The following is a 16492-nucleotide window of genomic DNA, read 5'->3' as shown; positions in this document are numbered from 1 at the left end:
GCACGCAGCTGCGATAGAAATAATAAAAGCAGAGTTTCTTCCTGTGAGGAGAAACTCTGCTTTTTTATGCTACTTTGAAGAAGTCAGAGGCCCGTCTTTTTTATCCGTAATTTGGGTAAAATTAAATACAGTAATCACAGCAAGCTGTCTGTGCCTGGATGGCATAGAGTCATAGGGATAAACAATTGAGGAGATGGGTTCATTGCAAAGAAATCATACCATTATGCAGTTTTTCGAGTGGCATATTAAAGCCGACGGGTCGCATTGGAACTGCCTCAAGGATGCCGCGCCACAATTAAAACAAAAAGGGATCGACTCCCTATGGATTCCTCCAGTCACAAAAGGCCAATCCGCTGAAGATACCGGTTATGGTGTATATGATCTTTACGATCTTGGAGAATTTGACCAAAAAGGTTCAGTCTCTACGAAATACGGTACGAAACAGGAGCTGATCGATGCCATAAAGGTATGCAAGGAACATGGCATTTCCGTCTACATTGATCTTGTCATGAATCATAAAGCAGGAGCCGATGCGACCGAGCGGTTTAAGGTGATCCAGGTGGACGAAAAGGATCGGACTAAGGACATTTCCAAGCCCTTCGAGATCGAGGGATGGACACAATTCACATTCCCTGGACGGGGTGATACCTATTCGGCGTTCAAATGGAACTTCAACCATTTTAACGGGACCGATTATGATGCGAGCCAAAAACGCAGCGGCATCTTCCGGATTGTTGGTGAGAATAAAACGTGGAGCGAGAATGTAGACGATGAATTCGGTAACTATGACTATCTGATGTTTGCGAATATTGATTACAGTCACCCTGATGTTCGCCGCGAGATGATGGAATGGGGCAAGTGGCTTGTCAACACTCTGCAATGCAGCGGATTCCGTCTCGACGCGATCAAGCATATTAATCATGATTTTATTAAGGAATTCGCCACCACGATGAAACAAGAACACGGTGAATCCTTCTATATCGTCGGTGAGTTCTGGAATCCCGAGCTAGATGGATGCCGAGGTTTCCTGGATACTGTCGATTACAAAATCGATTTATTCGATGTGTCCCTGCATTACAAGCTCCATGCCGCTTCCAAAGAAGGGAAGGGATATGATCTTCGCAAGATTTTTGACGATACGCTTGTCCATTCCCACCCATTAAATGCGGTGACCTTTGTTGACAATCATGATTCGCAGCCTCATGAATCTCTGGAATCCTGGATTCAGGACTGGTTTAAGCAGAGCGCTTATGCCCTGATATTACTGCGCAAGGATGGTTATCCAGTCGTATTTTACGGAGATTACTACGGTATCGGCGGAGAAACGCCTATACCCGGGAAGCAAATCGCTATCGATCCGCTGCTTTATGCCCGGTACCATAAGGCATATGGCAAACAGGATGATTATTTTGACCACCCCAACACGATCGGCTGGGTTCGCTGGGGCGTTCCCGACATTCCCCGTTCCGGCTGCGCAGTTGTTATATCCAATAGCGATGAAGGCAGCAAACGGATGAATGTCGGCAAAGAACGCGCGGGTCAGGTATGGGTTGATCTCACCAACACGAGGAAAGACCGCACTACCATTGGTGAGGATGGCTTTGCGGTCTTCTCGGTAAATGGCGGCAGTGTGTCCGTCTGGGCTCTTCCCGAAGTCGATGTTGGCTCAGGCAAGTGAAACTCACGCCGGAACCGTTACACTCTAGCCTTTAAGTTGAAACTTGCGGCGGAATCCTTCACCAAGCATATTAAAGGTTAGGATTGCGAACATCATCGCGAATGCCGGATAAAAAACAAATGCGAATTTTCCCATATAAATTTCGGTTCGATGGTTGGAAATCAGTGTTGCCCAATTAAACTGGGTATTTACGAACTGCCATACATAGTAATTGACTTCCACCCATTTCTGGGACAAAAATAAGTTCAACACGGCAAGCTGGCCGAGTAGGATCGTCACTTTTCCGAGATCCGTGCAGAAGTTGACGATCAGCTCGGGAAGCATTTCCGGTATATAATATTTACGGATCATCCGTTTGGAACTTAGACCGAGAGCCGTTCCGGCTTCCACATACAACTCCTTTGAAATACGGTTCGCCTTCGCCTGAACCGTGACAGCAACCCGCCCTGCTTCAACCACCGCGATGATGATTAAGGCCCAGTACAGACGACTTGTCGAGAATAACAGCACCGGAAGCGCTAACAACAAAACTACCAAAAAAACAGATGGCAAGAATGAACACACCTTATTCAGCAGTGTAACAATAAAATGTGATATCCCTTTTTTCTTACGGGACAACAGACCAAGCGGCACACCGATCAGATACCGAATCACAGCAATGGTCAAAATGATAAAAATCGTCTCTTTGGCGCCTACGACGAGCTTGCTCAAATTGTCCACGCCCTTTTTATCACTACCAAGGATATTGTCAGGGGAAGGGCTGTATGCCGGAAGGTGTAACTTTTTCCCCACCCATCGGTGAGGTTCACCCTGCAATTCCTTATCGATAAACGGTAGATACGGTCCGGCAAGCATTGTAAACACAAGAATAGCTAATAAAGATACACCAATCCATAAAGGAATGTTCTTCTCTTTTTTCATCGTTCACACCTCTTAAATCGGATCAAAGTATTTTTTGGCAACATGACTGATCCACTGCACCAGTAAAATCAGCAGCATAATACAGAACGTAATCCCGATAATAATTCCTGCTTCAAAGTCTTGCCCAGTACCCTGGTACGTGTTGTAATCCATAGCAGTATAGAGACGCCATGCGGCACCAGGATAATTCCGGTAAATTTCGACCATGAGCAGATTGGATAATATATACACAAGCAGGGTCGGGAGTTGTGTAAGCAGCGTGCCCATACTGTTGCGAAGCATATGCTTGAACAAAATAATCCGATTACTGAGACCCTTAGCCTTGGCAAACAGAAGGTACAGCTTCCCTTCCTGGGCAGCAAGCGAAGCCGAGGTCAAACTGGCTATGTAGACGATCGGATATAGCGATACCAGAATAGAAGAAATGGCAAATGACTGCCAACCATCTGGAGCAAAAAACCTTATGAAAGGCAAATGATCAATAATAAACCACTGAATAATCAGAAGCACAAAAAAATCCGGCATAGACTGAAAAATCCAAGTTGTCCAATGTCCCAAAATGTTAAAACGTGTCTTTGACAGCTTGTAATCGGCAATGCCTTTTAGTATGCCGAATATAAAGCCTATTACGAGTGCTGCTCCAATGACAGACAGGCTTTTACCCATCGCTCGAATGACAGCCTCACCTGCGGATTCATCAATAAATCTGGAATAGCCTAGACTTTGGTTTTGAAAGACATCCACAAAAAAATGTTTGATATTAGCGAAAAATTGCTCCATACTCGCGTCATAGGTAGCAACAATCAGGTTCCCCTCCAGAGTAAGATCGATCTTACGAGGGAACAGTACAATCAACATAACCACCACAAATGCCAGAAGGCTGATTCCTAGTGTTCGGAGCATCTGTGTTCTCAAACGCATGCCATAACCTCCTTAAATACCCCTTCATATCCTCATTTTGGTTTAACTGTATAAATCAAATAAACCATACTCTATGAATCTCGTCCATAGAAATTACATATTTTCTTAACAGATAAATAAACTTTATTACTTCATTTTAGAAGAAAAGGAGCCACCACTCATGTCCATTTACGATTTCGAGGTTACTACCATCAGCGGAAAGCAGCAAACGCTGGAGCCTTACAAAGGCCAAGTCATGCTCATCGTCAATACGGCAACCAAATGCGGATTTGCTCCACAGTTCAGTGGTCTGGAGAAGCTCCATGAAACATTCCACGATAAAGGTCTGGCCGTACTCGGATTTCCGAGCAGCCAGTTTATGAATCAAGAGCTTGCGGACAACTCCGACATTGCTGAAGCGTGCAAGCTCAATCACGGGGTCACCTTTCCTCTATTCGCCAAGATTGATGTCAACGGGAACAGTGCGCACCCTCTGTTCAAGCATTTGGCTTCCGAGGCTCCAGGCGCTCTGGGTACGAAACGGATCAAGTGGAATTTCACCAAATTCCTTGTAGATCGGGACGGAAAAGTCATCAAACGCTTCGCGCCGGCAGATACACCGGAGAAAATCGAAAGCCATATCAAGACACTTCTTAACAGCTAATTATAGATCCAATTCAAAAAAACCTTGCCCCTGAAAGAAAGGGCAAGGCAATTGTCGTATCTTAACCTATGGATCCGTCTGATTGCCCGGACTGCCGTATTGCGCGCCAGGCAGCTCCTATATACAGATCGCGGATATCGAACAAAACGCGAGATTCTGATGTATTACGTTGAAGCGAAGGGCCACCTCCCTCGCGAACCACGCTTTTGACGCGGATCAGCCTGCTTCGTTTTTTTCCCTTCTTCATCTTTAATGCCCCTTTTCTTTTCGCTACCGATGAAGGCCGTTTGCCAGCCGGTGTAATGGTTGAACGCGTGTCTTCGGGTTCTGCAAGCTCGATATACAGTGGATTGTCGAAAGTCTCCCGTGGAATTTGCGAGGTAACCGGTGTCGGAGGCTCTCTTCGCCTTCGCTCCGCTATCCGATTCGGCTCCTCCAGCTTACCGGCTGCAAGCACACAACACTCCAGGTTCGTCACCGGTTTTTTGACAACAATAAAGTGATACATAACTTCATCCGCCACGTCGATGAGTGACTGCCTTATTTCCTTACGTTCCGGCATTTTGTTACTCGATCTCACATCCGGGAAATAGAACATTTCCATTCGAAGAAGGCGAAACCCAAGTCCTGGCGCCTCCTCCGGGATATAATTCGGTGCAAATCCAAAGGTCGTCTCAAGGTCTCTGTGGTACTCTTTAGAGGTCAAGTAGAACGGTGTATATTCATTGAAATAAGTCTTGATTGCCGGATTTGCGATGTGAAGGGCGGACCGAGAATAAGGAGCCAAGATGCAGACCAGCGCTTTATGCTCGCAGACCCGGTATATTTCCCTCATTACGATGAGCAAATCACGGGAATATTCCAGACTGCGGCTCGCCATGACAAAGGAAACCGCATCATCCAACAGTGGAATAGACTGTTCAAAATCATGAACAATATCGACACTCTTCCCTGGTTGGATATCGATTCCGGTGCAATTGGAATGCTTGTCACTGCCGCACCCAAGGTCGATTCTCAAGACGTCCGCCCCCCTCTGTACAGATTATGCCCGGGAGGGCTTAAGTGGTACATGGATATGCCGCCAGCGGCGGCATATCACACACATGAGCCTTCCACTGCTACAGCGATTTCTCCAAGATTTGTGCCAGCTCTGTATAGCTTCCTGCTGTGTAATGTGGTGTGTGCTCTGACTCAGGCGTGGTTCCCCGGTGGTTAAACCAGATCACGTTCCAGCCTGCTGCCAGCGCACCGATGACATCATTACGCCATGAATCCCCAATATAATAGCTGTGCTCCGGGCTTGTCCCGGTGCGCTCGTTCACATGAACAAAAATTCGGTGATCCGGCTTGTCCCAGCCGACATCTCCGGATACGAATAACCGATCTGCCGGTATGATATTCCCGAGTTTCATTGCCGTAATTTTGTTCATTTGATGTTCCAGCGGCCCGTTCGTGATCAGTCCGACGACATGACCATCATCTGCCAGACGCTGTAGCAGCTCCCGTGCGCCTTCAAACATATCAATCTCATACTGGCATCCGATATAGGCCGCTTGCATACGCTCCGCCTGCTCCGGACTCAGCTCGATATCGAATTCCTGTAAAGCAAGCTGAAAACGACGGCATCTCATGTCCTCCACGGCGCTCTCGTATTCGTCCGAACCAGCGCCTCCGATCTCCAGCGACAGCATGTCGCTGTAATAACGCAGCCGGTGATAGGCTGCCTCATATGGAAAACCCTCCTTCGGCCGGGCAACTGTCTCGACAGCGCTGCGGAACGGCGTCAAATGATCATATAATGTATCGTCCACATCAAAAAAGACGGCTTTTTTACTTTTGTCCAGTTTCATATTGTTCCCTCTCTCTGCTCTATCCTTTTAGTATCCTATTATTGTACCTTTTTCACGGTCTCACTGCTTGCTGCCTGCAAAATATGGAGGTAAGTGATGAACAATCCATTCGGAATTTCAGAAGCTCTGCTATAATTAATAATAAACCTGATCCAATACAAGGAATATTTCAAAGGAGATGAAGAGACAATGGATAACTATTCAAAACCGCTGGGCTCCGGTGTGGACCCTCGGCACATTCCCGAAGGAAACCGGCAGAGTAATGTGGAACGGTTCTCGGGATATGAGAACACCTATGACCAGTACCGTCCAGAGGCACCTGAACAAGTCATTAATATTTTGACAGGCTATCTGCAGCAAAAACCTTCGCTAGTTGTCGATCTCGGCTGTGGTACAGGATTATCTTCTTTTGTATGGAAGGACGAAGCGGAACGGATCATCGGCATTGAGCCGAACGACGACATGCGTGGTAAAGCAGAGGAGAAACTTCAAGAGCAGGATAACACGAAACATATCACGTTCGCTGCCGGCTACTCCAACCAAATTGGACTCGAAGCAAGCTCTGTAGATATCATTACTTGTTCGCAATCCTTTCATTGGATGGAGCCAGCAAGCACACTCAAAGAAGCGGCAAGAGTATTACGTCCAGGGGGTATTTTTGCTGTCTATGACTGTGACTGGCCTCCAAGCCTGCATTGGCCGATTGAGCAATCCTATCATGAGCTGATTGAGTTCAGCGAAAGCATCATCGATCGGCATATAGAGGAGGACAGGAAGGCTCATAAATGGAACAAAAACGAACATTTGAAACATATCCGGGAGAGTGGACTGTTCCGTTTTGCCAAAGAAATCGTCTTTCATCATTTGGAACCGTGCACCGCAGAAAGATATGTTGGCCTTGCCATTAGCCAGGGAGGAGTTCAAACCCTGCTACGCCTTGGAATACAGGAGCTCAATCCGGCAATAGATACCTTTAGAAAGCAGGTAGAGGAATATTTTCACGGAGAGACCCGGGAGGTTATGTTCAGCTACCGGATGCGACTCGGTATCAAATGAGGGGCGTTTAGCGACAGCATTAGTCGTATCACGTTCTCGGACGTTCTCTCCACATTTTCCTGTCCATTAGCCAAAGCTTCCTCTATTGTGGCTGCACCCGGCATAATTCCAAAAATACTATCAATGCCACTTGCCAGCCTACCCAGCTGACCGCCACCAAAAGGAAGTTCTATTCCTTCACTATCCAGCAGCTTGCCGCCCAGTGCCTGAACTACACCTGCTCCACCATCGTTCGTTGCACTGCCGCCGATCCCGATCAAAAGCTTGCGGACACCGTGGTCCAGACACATCTTGATCAGCTCGCCTGTACCGTAGGTTGTTGTAACCAGCGGATTTCTGCTCTCCGGGGATACGAGATGGATGCCGCTTGCACTGGCCATTTCCAAAACACCTGTCTCACCATCACCCGATATTCCGTAGGAAGCCTCCACTTCGTTGCCAAGAGGCCCTCTCACCTTCATCGTATGAAATGGTACCCCCTGTTGCATCTACGAGGGACTGCATCGTCCCCTCACCGCCATCCGCCATTGGTACATGGATGCAAGTGATCGCTGGATTCGCCTTCTGGATCCCCCGTTCCATCGCTTCACACACTTCCTTGGCTGTCATGCTCTCTTTAAAGGAATCCGGTGCCAGTACGATTACGAAATCATTGTTCATCTCTAGTCCCACCCATCACTATATAAATTACAAAGTTTTATTTTCATGTTTCTTTTTATAAAAGACAGCCCTTATACGTAGAAACAGACCGGATTAGCTTCCGGTCTGTACTTGTATATAAGTATTTCACTTTTGCATTTACTTTTGCTGAGGGCATTCCATTTCCGCAGTTTTCTCGTTATCCTGGGTACACTTTATGTTTCGAGCACGGCTGCCGGCAAGAACAACAATCGCACTGAGTAAGGAATATACGATAACCTTCCTGTTCAGCAGTTCTTTCTCGTTCACGGCCCATCACCTGCATCCTTTCCGTCTAAGGTATTATTATGTATAACACAAGAAAGGAGATGGAAGTTCGCTAAAATTAACAATATTTTGAAAATTCTGATGATGGGCAGAATCCACCCGCTTTGAAGCCAGAAAACTGTGGACAGCCGTTCCGCTATGGACGCCGAGCCGATGCAACCTTCTTGATCACCTGGTTTGTCACTTCCGCGAGTACAAGGCCCGCCGCGATCGCTCCGGAAATCATGAACGCCCGGGCTCCGAACTGAACGGCAAGATCGTACTGGTCCTGGGCAACGTAGCGCAGCGCATTGTAGGCTAGGCCTCCCGGGACAAGCGGGATAATACCGGACACACTGAAGACGATGATGGGCGTTTTATATTTTTTGGCGAAAACGTAACTGATCATCGTCACCCAAAAAGCTGCGACCACTGTCGCCGCCACCGGCTTCACTTCCATATCCTGTAGCCAAATGTACAGCATCCATCCGACCATGCCGGCGAAGCCACACTGCATCAGCGCTTTTCGCGGTGCGTTAAAGATCATGCCGAAAGCAGCGGAGGCGATAAAACTGGTTATGATCTGTTGTAGGTATATCATGAACATGTCGCCTCCCCCTTTCAGTAAAATGACAGCATAAACGCAATACCCGCGCCAATGGCAAACGAGGTAATAAACGCTTCTGCTCCCTTGGACAACCCCGAAATGAGATGCCCGGCCATCAGATCACGTATCGCATTTGTAATGAGCAGACCCGGAACAAGCGGCATCACCGAGCTGATAATAATGATATCGATCTGCCGGCCAAAGCCATTCTTCACCATCCACACAGCGGCAAGTCCTATCATTAGTGCTCCGGAAAACTCCGCGAAAAAGCGGACGGGAATGACCCGCTGCAAATAGACCGAGCAGGAGAAACCAAGACCACCGGCGATCGCAGCCGGAATAAAATCATGCCAGGTTCCCTTAAACATGATCAGGAAGCAACCGCTCGAAATGGTCGCCATGAGGATAAGAAGCCACATCGGATAGTTCGGCTTCGCTCGCTCTACGTCCTGAAGTGATCGATGTGCTTCCGAAATGGTCAGTTCCCCCAGGCTAATGCTTCTGGATATCGTGTTAACCTGATCAATTTTATATAAGTTGGTGGTGCGTTCTGAAATTCGGATCAGCCTTGTAATATGCTGCGGCTCCTCTACCGAAAAAATAATGCCTGTTGGTGTCATATAACTGTGGCTGTTGTCCACACCGTAGGATGCGGCGATCCGAATCATCGTGTCCTCCACGCGATACGTCTCCGCTCCGCTTTGCAGCATAATTTTGCCGGCGAGGAGGCAGACTTTCATAATTTCATGTTCCCGTTGCAGCTCGTCCAATCCCGTACCTCCCTGATGATCTATGGTTATCCGTCAAGAACTTGCCTTTATTATAGTATTTTTGCCGGGGATAAGCACCGTGAAACTACAGAGTAAAAAACCGCTCCTAAAAACATACTTTGCGTATTTTCAACATCGGCCTTAACATATGTCATAACTGAATCACCAGGCTTCAATACTGAACATACATTTTTGTGATAGGTAAGGTGAAATATGATACATTCCATCATTATTTTTCTGTTGGCAGGACTCGCTGAAATCGGCGGGGGTTACCTGGTGTGGCTGTGGCTGCGCGAAGGGCGGCCATACTGGTACGGAATAATTGGGGCTGTCGTGCTCGTCGTGTACGGAATTCTTCCGACACTTCAGAAATTCCCGGATTTCGGAAGAGTGTATGCTGCGTATGGCGGCTTGTTTATCATTCTTTCGGTCTTATGGGGATGGGGAATCGACAAAAAGATGCCTGATACGTATGACTGGATCGGGGCAGCCGTTTGCCTCGTTGGCGTTGCCATTATGCTTGGGGCTCCGAGGCATTAAACTCTTTCTGATCGGCATATTGACAAAGATATCCATAATATTCTATAATCCAATTATCAGAAATATCCAACGTTGGATATACAATCGTTTCATTCATGAACCCATCAGGAAGGAAGTTATGAAGTGACCAATCTTATTCTGCTCTCTTTTCTACGCCAGCGTCCGATGCATGGTTATGAAATTCAGCAATTGATACAGACCAGCAGAATGGATGTGTGGGCTAACGTACTTTCCGGCTCCATCTACTACGCACTGAACAAAATGGAGAGCGAAGGACTGATCGTTGCCACGGCTGAAGAACGAACCGGCGCCAGAATCCGCAAAATATACAGCATTACAGAGGAAGGTGAGTCGCTGTTCCAGCGTATGATCCGGGAGACGCTTACCCTGCCTCCGCATTCAGCCAAGTCAGATTTCTCACTGGGACTCAACTGGATTGAGAACATCCCCGTCCCCGAGGCTGTCAACCTGCTGGAACAGAACCTGAAGCAAGTGGAGGAATCGCTGGCCCAGTGGCGGTTAGGCAAAGAGATCAAAAGTCAATATGGACTTACTCCTATTGCCATAGCTACCTTTGATAACGCGATTGCCCTGTTAGAGCAGGATGCAAGGTTCCTCAGGCAGGTAATATCTCTCGTACAGAAATAAGCCGCTTCTACCCTGCGGCTTTTATTTCAAGCATATATCCAACATTGGATAATAAACATTGGTTAAAGGAGTGATAAAAAATGAAAACATTAATTCAGGCCCATGGTTTAGTTAAAACCTATGGTCACAAACATGTCGTCAACGGAATTCATCTAGATATCCGGGAGGGTGAGGTACTGGCAATCATCGGACCAAACGGTGCCGGAAAATCAACAACGCTGGATCTCATACTTGGGCTCCGGCGCCCAGATGCCGGGTCCGTTACCTACTGGACTTCTCAGCCTTCCCGCCACATCGGCTTGCAGCTACAGTCCACTCCCTTCTTTCCCGGCTTTACAGCACTTGAGAACCTGCGGATGTTCGCCGCCTTCTATGGATTGCAGCTGAAAGACCATCAGCTCATGCCCCACCTGGAACGCTGCGGACTGGGTGATGCGGCCAAGACGGATGCTCTGAGACTATCTGGCGGACAGCAGAAGCGACTTGCCATCGCCATGGCGCTTGTGCACGATCCGAATTTGCTGTTCCTCGATGAACCAACGGCTGCCCTTGATCCCCGTGCCCGCCGCGAAATCCGCGAACTGATCCACTCACTGGCTGATGCCGGCACCTCCATCGTGTTCACTTCGCACGACATGGAGGAAGTAAATAAGCTTGCACAGCGCATACTTCTGATCTGTAACGGCAAAATCCAAGCGGAAGGCTCATCCGAATTCCTACTGTCCACGTACGGGGCTGAAAGTCTGGAAGAGCTCTATATCTCATTAACAGAGGTCTAAGCAAGATTACGGCTTCAGTCCAGTTCACGGAGCTTTTTTCAGATCTTACCGCGTGAAGCTTCTAGATGCTGTATGTCGCATGACGGCGGTCGACCACATGTCATGTTTGAAATTCTCATGAATACAACAGCAGCAAAAGCTGCCAATCACGAAGGAGGAACCTGTTCATGTTTACGATTCTTACCACAATGCTGCGGGGCATATTCCGCGACATTCATACGATGGTCTGGAACATCGCTTTTCCAATCGCCATGTTGGTGGGGCTTGGACTATATTTTGATAATCCGGCCTATTCGAACCGCCTGCTCAGCGGTGTATTGACCACTAATGTTCTGTTTGGCGCGACCATGGTTACGGCCTTTTACGTAATGTCCCACCGTAACCGCGGCGTTTATAAGCTGCTTCGAGCTACGCCCTTTTCCACCCTTTCGTTCATCACGGCCATGACCGGAGCCAGAACCGTGTTGGCACTTTTCGTCAGTGTATGTGTAATCATCGTCAGCGTGTTGCTGCTTGGCGTCTCACTCAGCCTAACCGGATTGGCCCTTATGCTACTGGTGCTTCTCATTGGAACCGTCTGCTTTACCGCCATCGGATTTATTGCAGCCAACCTTTCCCGTGATGAAAGTAACGTCAACATGATCTCTAATCTGATGAGCTTTCCGTTACTGTTCACCAGCGAAGCCTTTTATTCCCTGGAGCAAGCACCACAATGGGTCCGCGTCGTCGGCCAATTGCAGCCGTTTCATTACCTTGTGGAGGCGATGGGTATTGCCGTAAAGGCCAATGGCGGTTCCCTCTCCGATATAGGTCTGCCGCTCTGCATCCTGACCGGGTTTACCGTCGTCTGCCTGGTGTTGGCTGCGCTTACCTTCCGTTGGGATAGCGAACGCCCGGTGAGCCGCGTGGGTAAACGTCGTGAACAGCATTTTTCCTCGGTATGAGCACAGGTTTCCGCAATGCTCTTGAATAAAAGAACATATCTGCGGTATACTGATACAAATATCGAAATCAGGCCAATGAAGAGCATCCAACTCCGAGGCGTTCTCGTCAAGGGATATCCCCTAAGTTAACCGGACCCGCCCGTTATCGCGGAATCAAAGTGGATTGAACCCTGAAGCTATAGCGGTTCAATCAATTTGGGTGGCACCGCGAGCGCAAAAGCGTCCCTCGTCCCATATGGACTAGGACGCTTTTTTATTTTTTCCAAATCAAAGGAGCGCGGTGACCATGTTAGACATGAAATGGCTAAGAGAACGTAAAGAAAATCAGGCTGAAGTTCAGCAGGCAGCAGATCAAAAGGGCATTAAGCTGTCGATTGATGAGCTGATGGAGTTGGACGAGAGACGTCGTTCGATGCTGCAAGAAGTGGAGACGCTCCGTCAGGATCGCAACCGGTTCACACAGGAGATCAGCAACCTTATGCGGCAAGGAAACCGAGAGCAAGCCGAAAATATCAAACAACAAGTTAAAGAAATCAACGAACGGCTTGGCGGGCAAGAGAATACCCTGCGAGAGACCGATGCGGCGTACACTGAGCTTTTGGCGCTTGTGCCAAACATCGTATCGCCGGACACCCCTGTCGGAACTTCGGATCGAGACAATGTAGAGTTGAAAAAGGTCGGTCTGCTTCCGGCGTTCGAGTTTCCACTTAGAGACCATGTGGAGCTCGGTGAAATACACAAAATGATCGACATTCCCCGTGGTGTCAAAACTGCCGGCAGCCGGAATTACTATCTGACCGGCACCGGTGTCATGCTTCACCGGGCTGTGCAACAGCTGGCACTGGACCTGCTTGTCAAGAAGGGCTTCACCCTGTTCGATGTGCCGCTGATGGTACGAACTGAGGCACTTATGAATACAGCCTACTTCCCGCTTGGCAAAGACCAGACCTTTCATATTACAGACGAAGACAAATGGCTGGTCGGTACCTCGGAGGTTCCGCTTGTCTCGTATTACAGCGGTGAAACGGTAGATGTTGTCGAACCGCTCAAGCTTGCTGCCGCCTCGCTCTGTTTCCGCAGCGAAATCGGGTCGGCGGGCAAGGATGTCCGAGGCCTGTACCGGGTTCACCAGTTCGCAAAAGTTGAACAGGTCATCCTGTGCGAGGCCGGTTTAGAGCTTTCGGAGCAGCTGCTTCAGGAGATCACCGCCAACGCCGAAGAGCTTCTGCAACTGCTCGAGCTCCCTTACCGGGTTATGGCAGTGTGCACTGGAGACATGTCGCAAAAAACTTACAAGCAGTATGATATTGAAACATGGATGCCGAGCCGAGGTGCCTACGGAGAAACCCATTCGTCGTCGAACCTGCTTGATTTCCAGGCACGGCGTTCGAACATCAGGTATCGGGACGAAACCGGTGCTCTGCGTTACTGTTACACGCTGAACAATACGGCGGTAGCTTCGCCCCGTATCCTGATTCCCCTGCTGGAAAACCATCAGCAGGAAGACGGATCGATTGCCATTCCGGCAGCTCTCCGTCCTTATCTGAACGGGATGGAGAGGCTGACAATATAAAATAAACGTTGGACGAACAAAGGGACTTCTCAGCGGAGAAGTCCCTTTGTTCATGGCTATTTCGGTCAGAATGGATTTTGGTTATTTCAGTACAAGGTATATAATTGTTATTGTATTACAAAAAAATAGTACTTATCTTAAGGAGGCTATTTAGATGACGGAACAAAATATGAACTCTTCACATACATCCAAGCATCTTCAACATATACCGATATCCATTTTGGATCTGGCTCCGATAACCGAAGGTAGCACAGCAGCTGTATCGCTGAGAAACTCGCTCGAGCTGGCACAGCATGCCGAACAGTGGGGATATCACCGCTACTGGCTGGCAGAGCATCATAACATGCCGGGCATCGCAAGCTCAGCCACGTCCGTTGTGATCGGGCATATCGCAGCCGGCACGAAAAAAATGAGGGTTGGTGCCGGTGGCATCATGCTGCCAAACCATTCCCCACTCGTCATAGCGGAGCAGTTCGGCACATTGGAATCTCTGTTCCCGGGCCGCATTGACCTCGGTCTCGGGCGGGCACCAGGTTCAGATCAGCTGACTTCACGCGCACTGCGGCGTGGTCCCGGCAGCGACGGTCAAGATTTCCCTGAACGACTTGGCGAGCTTCGCAATTACTTCCATCCGACATCCGACCCCTCTATGAGAGTCAAGGCCGTTCCGGGTGAAGGTCTGGATATTCCGATCTGGCTGCTCGGTTCCAGCGGCTTCAGTGCACAGCTCTCGGCACAGCTTGGCCTGCCGTTCGCGTTTGCCAGCCACTTCGCGCCAGATTATCTGCTCCCCGCACTTGATCTGTACCGCAGCAACTTCAAACCATCCGAAGAACTGCAGACGCCGTATGCGATGGTTGGTGTCAATGTCATCTGTGCAGATACAGATGAAGAGGCCCAGCGGCTGGCTACCTCGGCTCAGCAGCAATTTCTGAACATCATCCGTGGCCGGACCGGTCAGCTTAAGCCTCCGGTCGATAGTATGGATTCGGTCTGGACCCCACAGGAAAAAGCCGTGGTAGGACGCACTTTAAGCTTCTCTGCAATCGGCAGTCCGACTTCAGTGCGTCAACAGCTTGATCGTTTCATGGATATGACGGATGCGGACGAGATCATTGTGGCGTCTGCCATTTATGATCATAAGGCCCGTCTTCGTTCCTATGAATTGCTGGCAGATGTCGGTATAGCAAAGGCTTGATTAAACACGAGTTAGAACTCCATAGCCCAATATAGATCAGCTCTGTTACTTATATAAGAAGACCAGCCTTTACCCGTTCAAGGGAGAGGCTAGCGATTTCTTCCGGTTCTGCTGGACGGCTGTTGTAAGCGTTCGATCATTTTTTCGTAGGATGCAATTAGCAAATTCACTTCCTGTTCGGAAAAATCGGACTCTAACCCATCGGTCATTTCCTTGTACCTCTCCAGCATTTGTGCATTAACGTTCAAACCTTGTTCAGTAATCTTCAAATAAATACTTCGTCTGTCCGTCTGTGACGGAATACGCTCCACATACCCCTTGCGGACGAGCTTGTTGCTCAAGTTCGTTACAGCTGAAAGAGTGACATCCAACGCGCTTGCAATCTCAGTACTCGTATACATATTTTCGCTTGCAAGCATTTGAAGGATAAAATATTGAGAAGCCGTCAGATCGTTGTCCAACAGCTTGGAGAAACCAACCACCAAACTGTTCATATGTGAAGCTATCAGGTAAGATAATTTCTCTTTTTTGTCCAGTGTCCATCACCTCATAACTTTTTGTGTTCACCCAAAATCCCGAAAAATTAAATAGTTAAAAACTATTAATAATTAAAAATTTAACTCTTCCTCATAAGACAGTCAATGTCAAGGAACTTCCTAATTTTCTAGGATCCCCCAGATAGATTCAACCCTATCCAAGATCAAAACGTAAGGGCTCATATCAAAAACACCGCCCTGAAGTTACAGGGCGGTGTGTTATACTGTTATGCCATAATCTCTACAGAGCTGCTCACCAGCTCATGTAGCTTTTCTGGTGTCATTCTTTTTACGAACCGGGAGTAGGTCTCCTTCTTCTTTCCGTTCTCCTGAAATATAGAGATCAGTCTAAGGATAATCGGGAGAAGCTGTTCTTCCGTTACACCTTTCATAAATAGCTGAGCGATGTTTGCCTTGATCCCTTTGGGCTCCCCGCCGATGTAGATGTCAAATACATCCTTCATTTTGACAACGGCGATGTCTTTCAGAAGCGGTTCGCTTGTGCCTAGCGCACACCCCGCATATCCAATCTTGAGCGGACTTGGCACCTCATGATCGGCCACCGCCTCGTCAAGCCTTTTGGCGACATCCAGCCCAGCATCCTCCGCACCCCGGCAAAAGTTGCATGTGATCAGGGTTTTGGATACGAACCCTGCAGGATGTACCTCCAAACCGACCTGCTTCAACTGCTCCTGTACTTCAGAAATCCGCTCTTCATCCATCGCCACGTACAGCTGTTTGAAGGTTGTCATCTCAATCTGCGCATCAGACCCTACAATGGAACCGAGCACAGCGAGCTGTTCCGGCCGGAAGAGTGTCCCTCCGACTTCAAAGCCCGGTGTCACCGCGAATTTCTTAACCGTCATTTCTCCCCAACTCCCAT

General features: G+C 48.5%; 18 protein-coding genes and 1 pseudogene. 9 read left to right on the top strand and 10 right to left on the bottom strand.

The window, feature by feature from the left end:
* The first annotated feature begins 202 nt into the window (after nucleotides 1-202).
* Complete coding sequence (locus AC2TF5_RS01325) at nucleotides 203-1678, top strand: alpha-amylase (protein ID WP_491300499.1); 1476 nt, start codon at nucleotides 203-205, stop codon at nucleotides 1676-1678.
* A gap of 24 nt (nucleotides 1679-1702) precedes the next feature.
* Here AC2TF5_RS01325 and AC2TF5_RS01320 read toward each other — a convergent pair whose 3' ends face one another.
* Both AC2TF5_RS01320 and AC2TF5_RS01315 read right to left on the bottom strand, forming a co-directional pair.
* The gene (locus AC2TF5_RS01320; protein ID WP_491300498.1) at nucleotides 1703-2599 is read right to left on the bottom strand and encodes an ABC transporter permease subunit; all 897 of its coding nucleotides are present in this window, start codon (nucleotides 2597-2599) and stop codon (nucleotides 1703-1705) included.
* Between the two features lie 12 nt (nucleotides 2600-2611).
* Nucleotides 2612-3520 (bottom strand): ABC transporter permease subunit, encoded by a 909-nt coding sequence (locus AC2TF5_RS01315; protein ID WP_491300497.1) that lies wholly within the window; start codon nucleotides 3518-3520, stop codon nucleotides 2612-2614.
* A 160-nt stretch (nucleotides 3521-3680) separates the two neighbouring features.
* Between AC2TF5_RS01315 and AC2TF5_RS01310 the strand changes: the two genes are divergently transcribed.
* Nucleotides 3681-4163: a glutathione peroxidase gene (locus AC2TF5_RS01310; RefSeq protein ID WP_491300496.1), complete on the top strand. Its 483-nt coding sequence runs from the start codon at nucleotides 3681-3683 to the stop codon at nucleotides 4161-4163.
* A 61-nt stretch (nucleotides 4164-4224) separates the two neighbouring features.
* Here the strand turns inward: AC2TF5_RS01310 and AC2TF5_RS01305 are convergent, their stop codons facing one another.
* Together AC2TF5_RS01305 and AC2TF5_RS01300 are read right to left on the bottom strand one after the other, a co-directional pair.
* Entirely contained in the window at nucleotides 4225-5181 is a 957-nt protein-coding gene (locus tag AC2TF5_RS01305) for a class I SAM-dependent methyltransferase (RefSeq protein WP_491300495.1), read from the bottom strand.
* A gap of 100 nt (nucleotides 5182-5281) precedes the next feature.
* Nucleotides 5282-6013 (bottom strand): HAD family hydrolase, encoded by a 732-nt coding sequence (locus AC2TF5_RS01300; RefSeq protein ID WP_491300494.1) that lies wholly within the window; start codon nucleotides 6011-6013, stop codon nucleotides 5282-5284.
* A 189-nt stretch (nucleotides 6014-6202) separates the two neighbouring features.
* On the opposite strand from AC2TF5_RS01300, the gene AC2TF5_RS01295 reads away from it, so the two are divergent.
* A complete protein-coding gene (locus tag AC2TF5_RS01295; RefSeq protein ID WP_491300493.1) occupies nucleotides 6203-7069 on the top strand; it encodes a class I SAM-dependent methyltransferase in 867 nt (288 codons plus the stop codon).
* A gap of 119 nt (nucleotides 7070-7188) precedes the next feature.
* Here the strand turns inward: AC2TF5_RS01295 and AC2TF5_RS01290 are convergent.
* From AC2TF5_RS01290 to AC2TF5_RS01275, 4 genes and pseudogenes are all read right to left on the bottom strand, one after another.
* Nucleotides 7189-7729 (bottom strand): annotated as a pseudogene (locus tag AC2TF5_RS01290) (glycerate kinase); the annotation flags it as partial.
* Between the two features lie 138 nt (nucleotides 7730-7867).
* Nucleotides 7868-8017, bottom strand: a complete 150-nt coding sequence (locus tag AC2TF5_RS01285; protein WP_491300492.1) for a hypothetical protein — start codon at nucleotides 8015-8017, stop codon at nucleotides 7868-7870.
* A gap of 154 nt (nucleotides 8018-8171) precedes the next feature.
* The gene (locus AC2TF5_RS01280; RefSeq protein WP_491300491.1) at nucleotides 8172-8621 is read right to left on the bottom strand and encodes a threonine/serine exporter family protein; all 450 of its coding nucleotides are present in this window, start codon (nucleotides 8619-8621) and stop codon (nucleotides 8172-8174) included.
* A 14-nt stretch (nucleotides 8622-8635) separates the two neighbouring features.
* Complete coding sequence (locus tag AC2TF5_RS01275; RefSeq protein WP_491302775.1) at nucleotides 8636-9361, bottom strand: threonine/serine exporter family protein; 726 nt, start codon at nucleotides 9359-9361, stop codon at nucleotides 8636-8638.
* A gap of 243 nt (nucleotides 9362-9604) precedes the next feature.
* Here AC2TF5_RS01275 and AC2TF5_RS01270 point away from each other — a divergent pair, with 243 nt between their 5' ends.
* From AC2TF5_RS01270 to AC2TF5_RS01245, 6 genes are all read left to right on the top strand, one after another.
* Nucleotides 9605-9931, top strand: coding sequence for a YnfA family protein (locus tag AC2TF5_RS01270; RefSeq protein ID WP_208917280.1), 327 nt, complete (start codon nucleotides 9605-9607; stop codon nucleotides 9929-9931).
* Between the two features lie 123 nt (nucleotides 9932-10054).
* Entirely contained in the window at nucleotides 10055-10579 is a 525-nt protein-coding gene (locus tag AC2TF5_RS01265; protein WP_491300490.1) for a PadR family transcriptional regulator, read from the top strand.
* An 80-nt stretch (nucleotides 10580-10659) separates the two neighbouring features.
* Entirely contained in the window at nucleotides 10660-11358 is a 699-nt protein-coding gene (locus AC2TF5_RS01260) for an ABC transporter ATP-binding protein (RefSeq protein WP_491300489.1), read from the top strand.
* Between the two features lie 167 nt (nucleotides 11359-11525).
* The gene (locus tag AC2TF5_RS01255) at nucleotides 11526-12302 is read left to right on the top strand and encodes an ABC transporter permease (protein WP_491300488.1); all 777 of its coding nucleotides are present in this window, start codon (nucleotides 11526-11528) and stop codon (nucleotides 12300-12302) included.
* A 286-nt stretch (nucleotides 12303-12588) separates the two neighbouring features.
* Nucleotides 12589-13875, top strand: coding sequence for a serine--tRNA ligase (gene serS, locus AC2TF5_RS01250; RefSeq protein ID WP_491300487.1), 1287 nt, complete (start codon nucleotides 12589-12591; stop codon nucleotides 13873-13875).
* 154 nt (nucleotides 13876-14029) lie between these two features.
* Complete coding sequence (locus tag AC2TF5_RS01245; protein WP_491300486.1) at nucleotides 14030-15073, top strand: LLM class flavin-dependent oxidoreductase; 1044 nt, start codon at nucleotides 14030-14032, stop codon at nucleotides 15071-15073.
* A gap of 89 nt (nucleotides 15074-15162) precedes the next feature.
* On the opposite strand, the gene AC2TF5_RS01240 is transcribed toward AC2TF5_RS01245, so the two are convergent.
* On the bottom strand, nucleotides 15163-15567 hold the full coding sequence (locus tag AC2TF5_RS01240; protein ID WP_491300485.1) for a MarR family transcriptional regulator: 405 nt from the start codon (nucleotides 15565-15567) through the stop codon (nucleotides 15163-15165).
* 269 nt (nucleotides 15568-15836) lie between these two features.
* Nucleotides 15837-16475, bottom strand: coding sequence for a nitrite reductase (locus tag AC2TF5_RS01235; protein WP_491300484.1), 639 nt, complete (start codon nucleotides 16473-16475; stop codon nucleotides 15837-15839).
* Nucleotides 16476-16492 lie beyond the last annotated feature (17 nt).

It is taken from the genome of Paenibacillus sp. JNUCC 34, from assembly GCF_058269055.1.
This window is presented reverse-complemented; position numbering and strand designations above follow the sequence as displayed.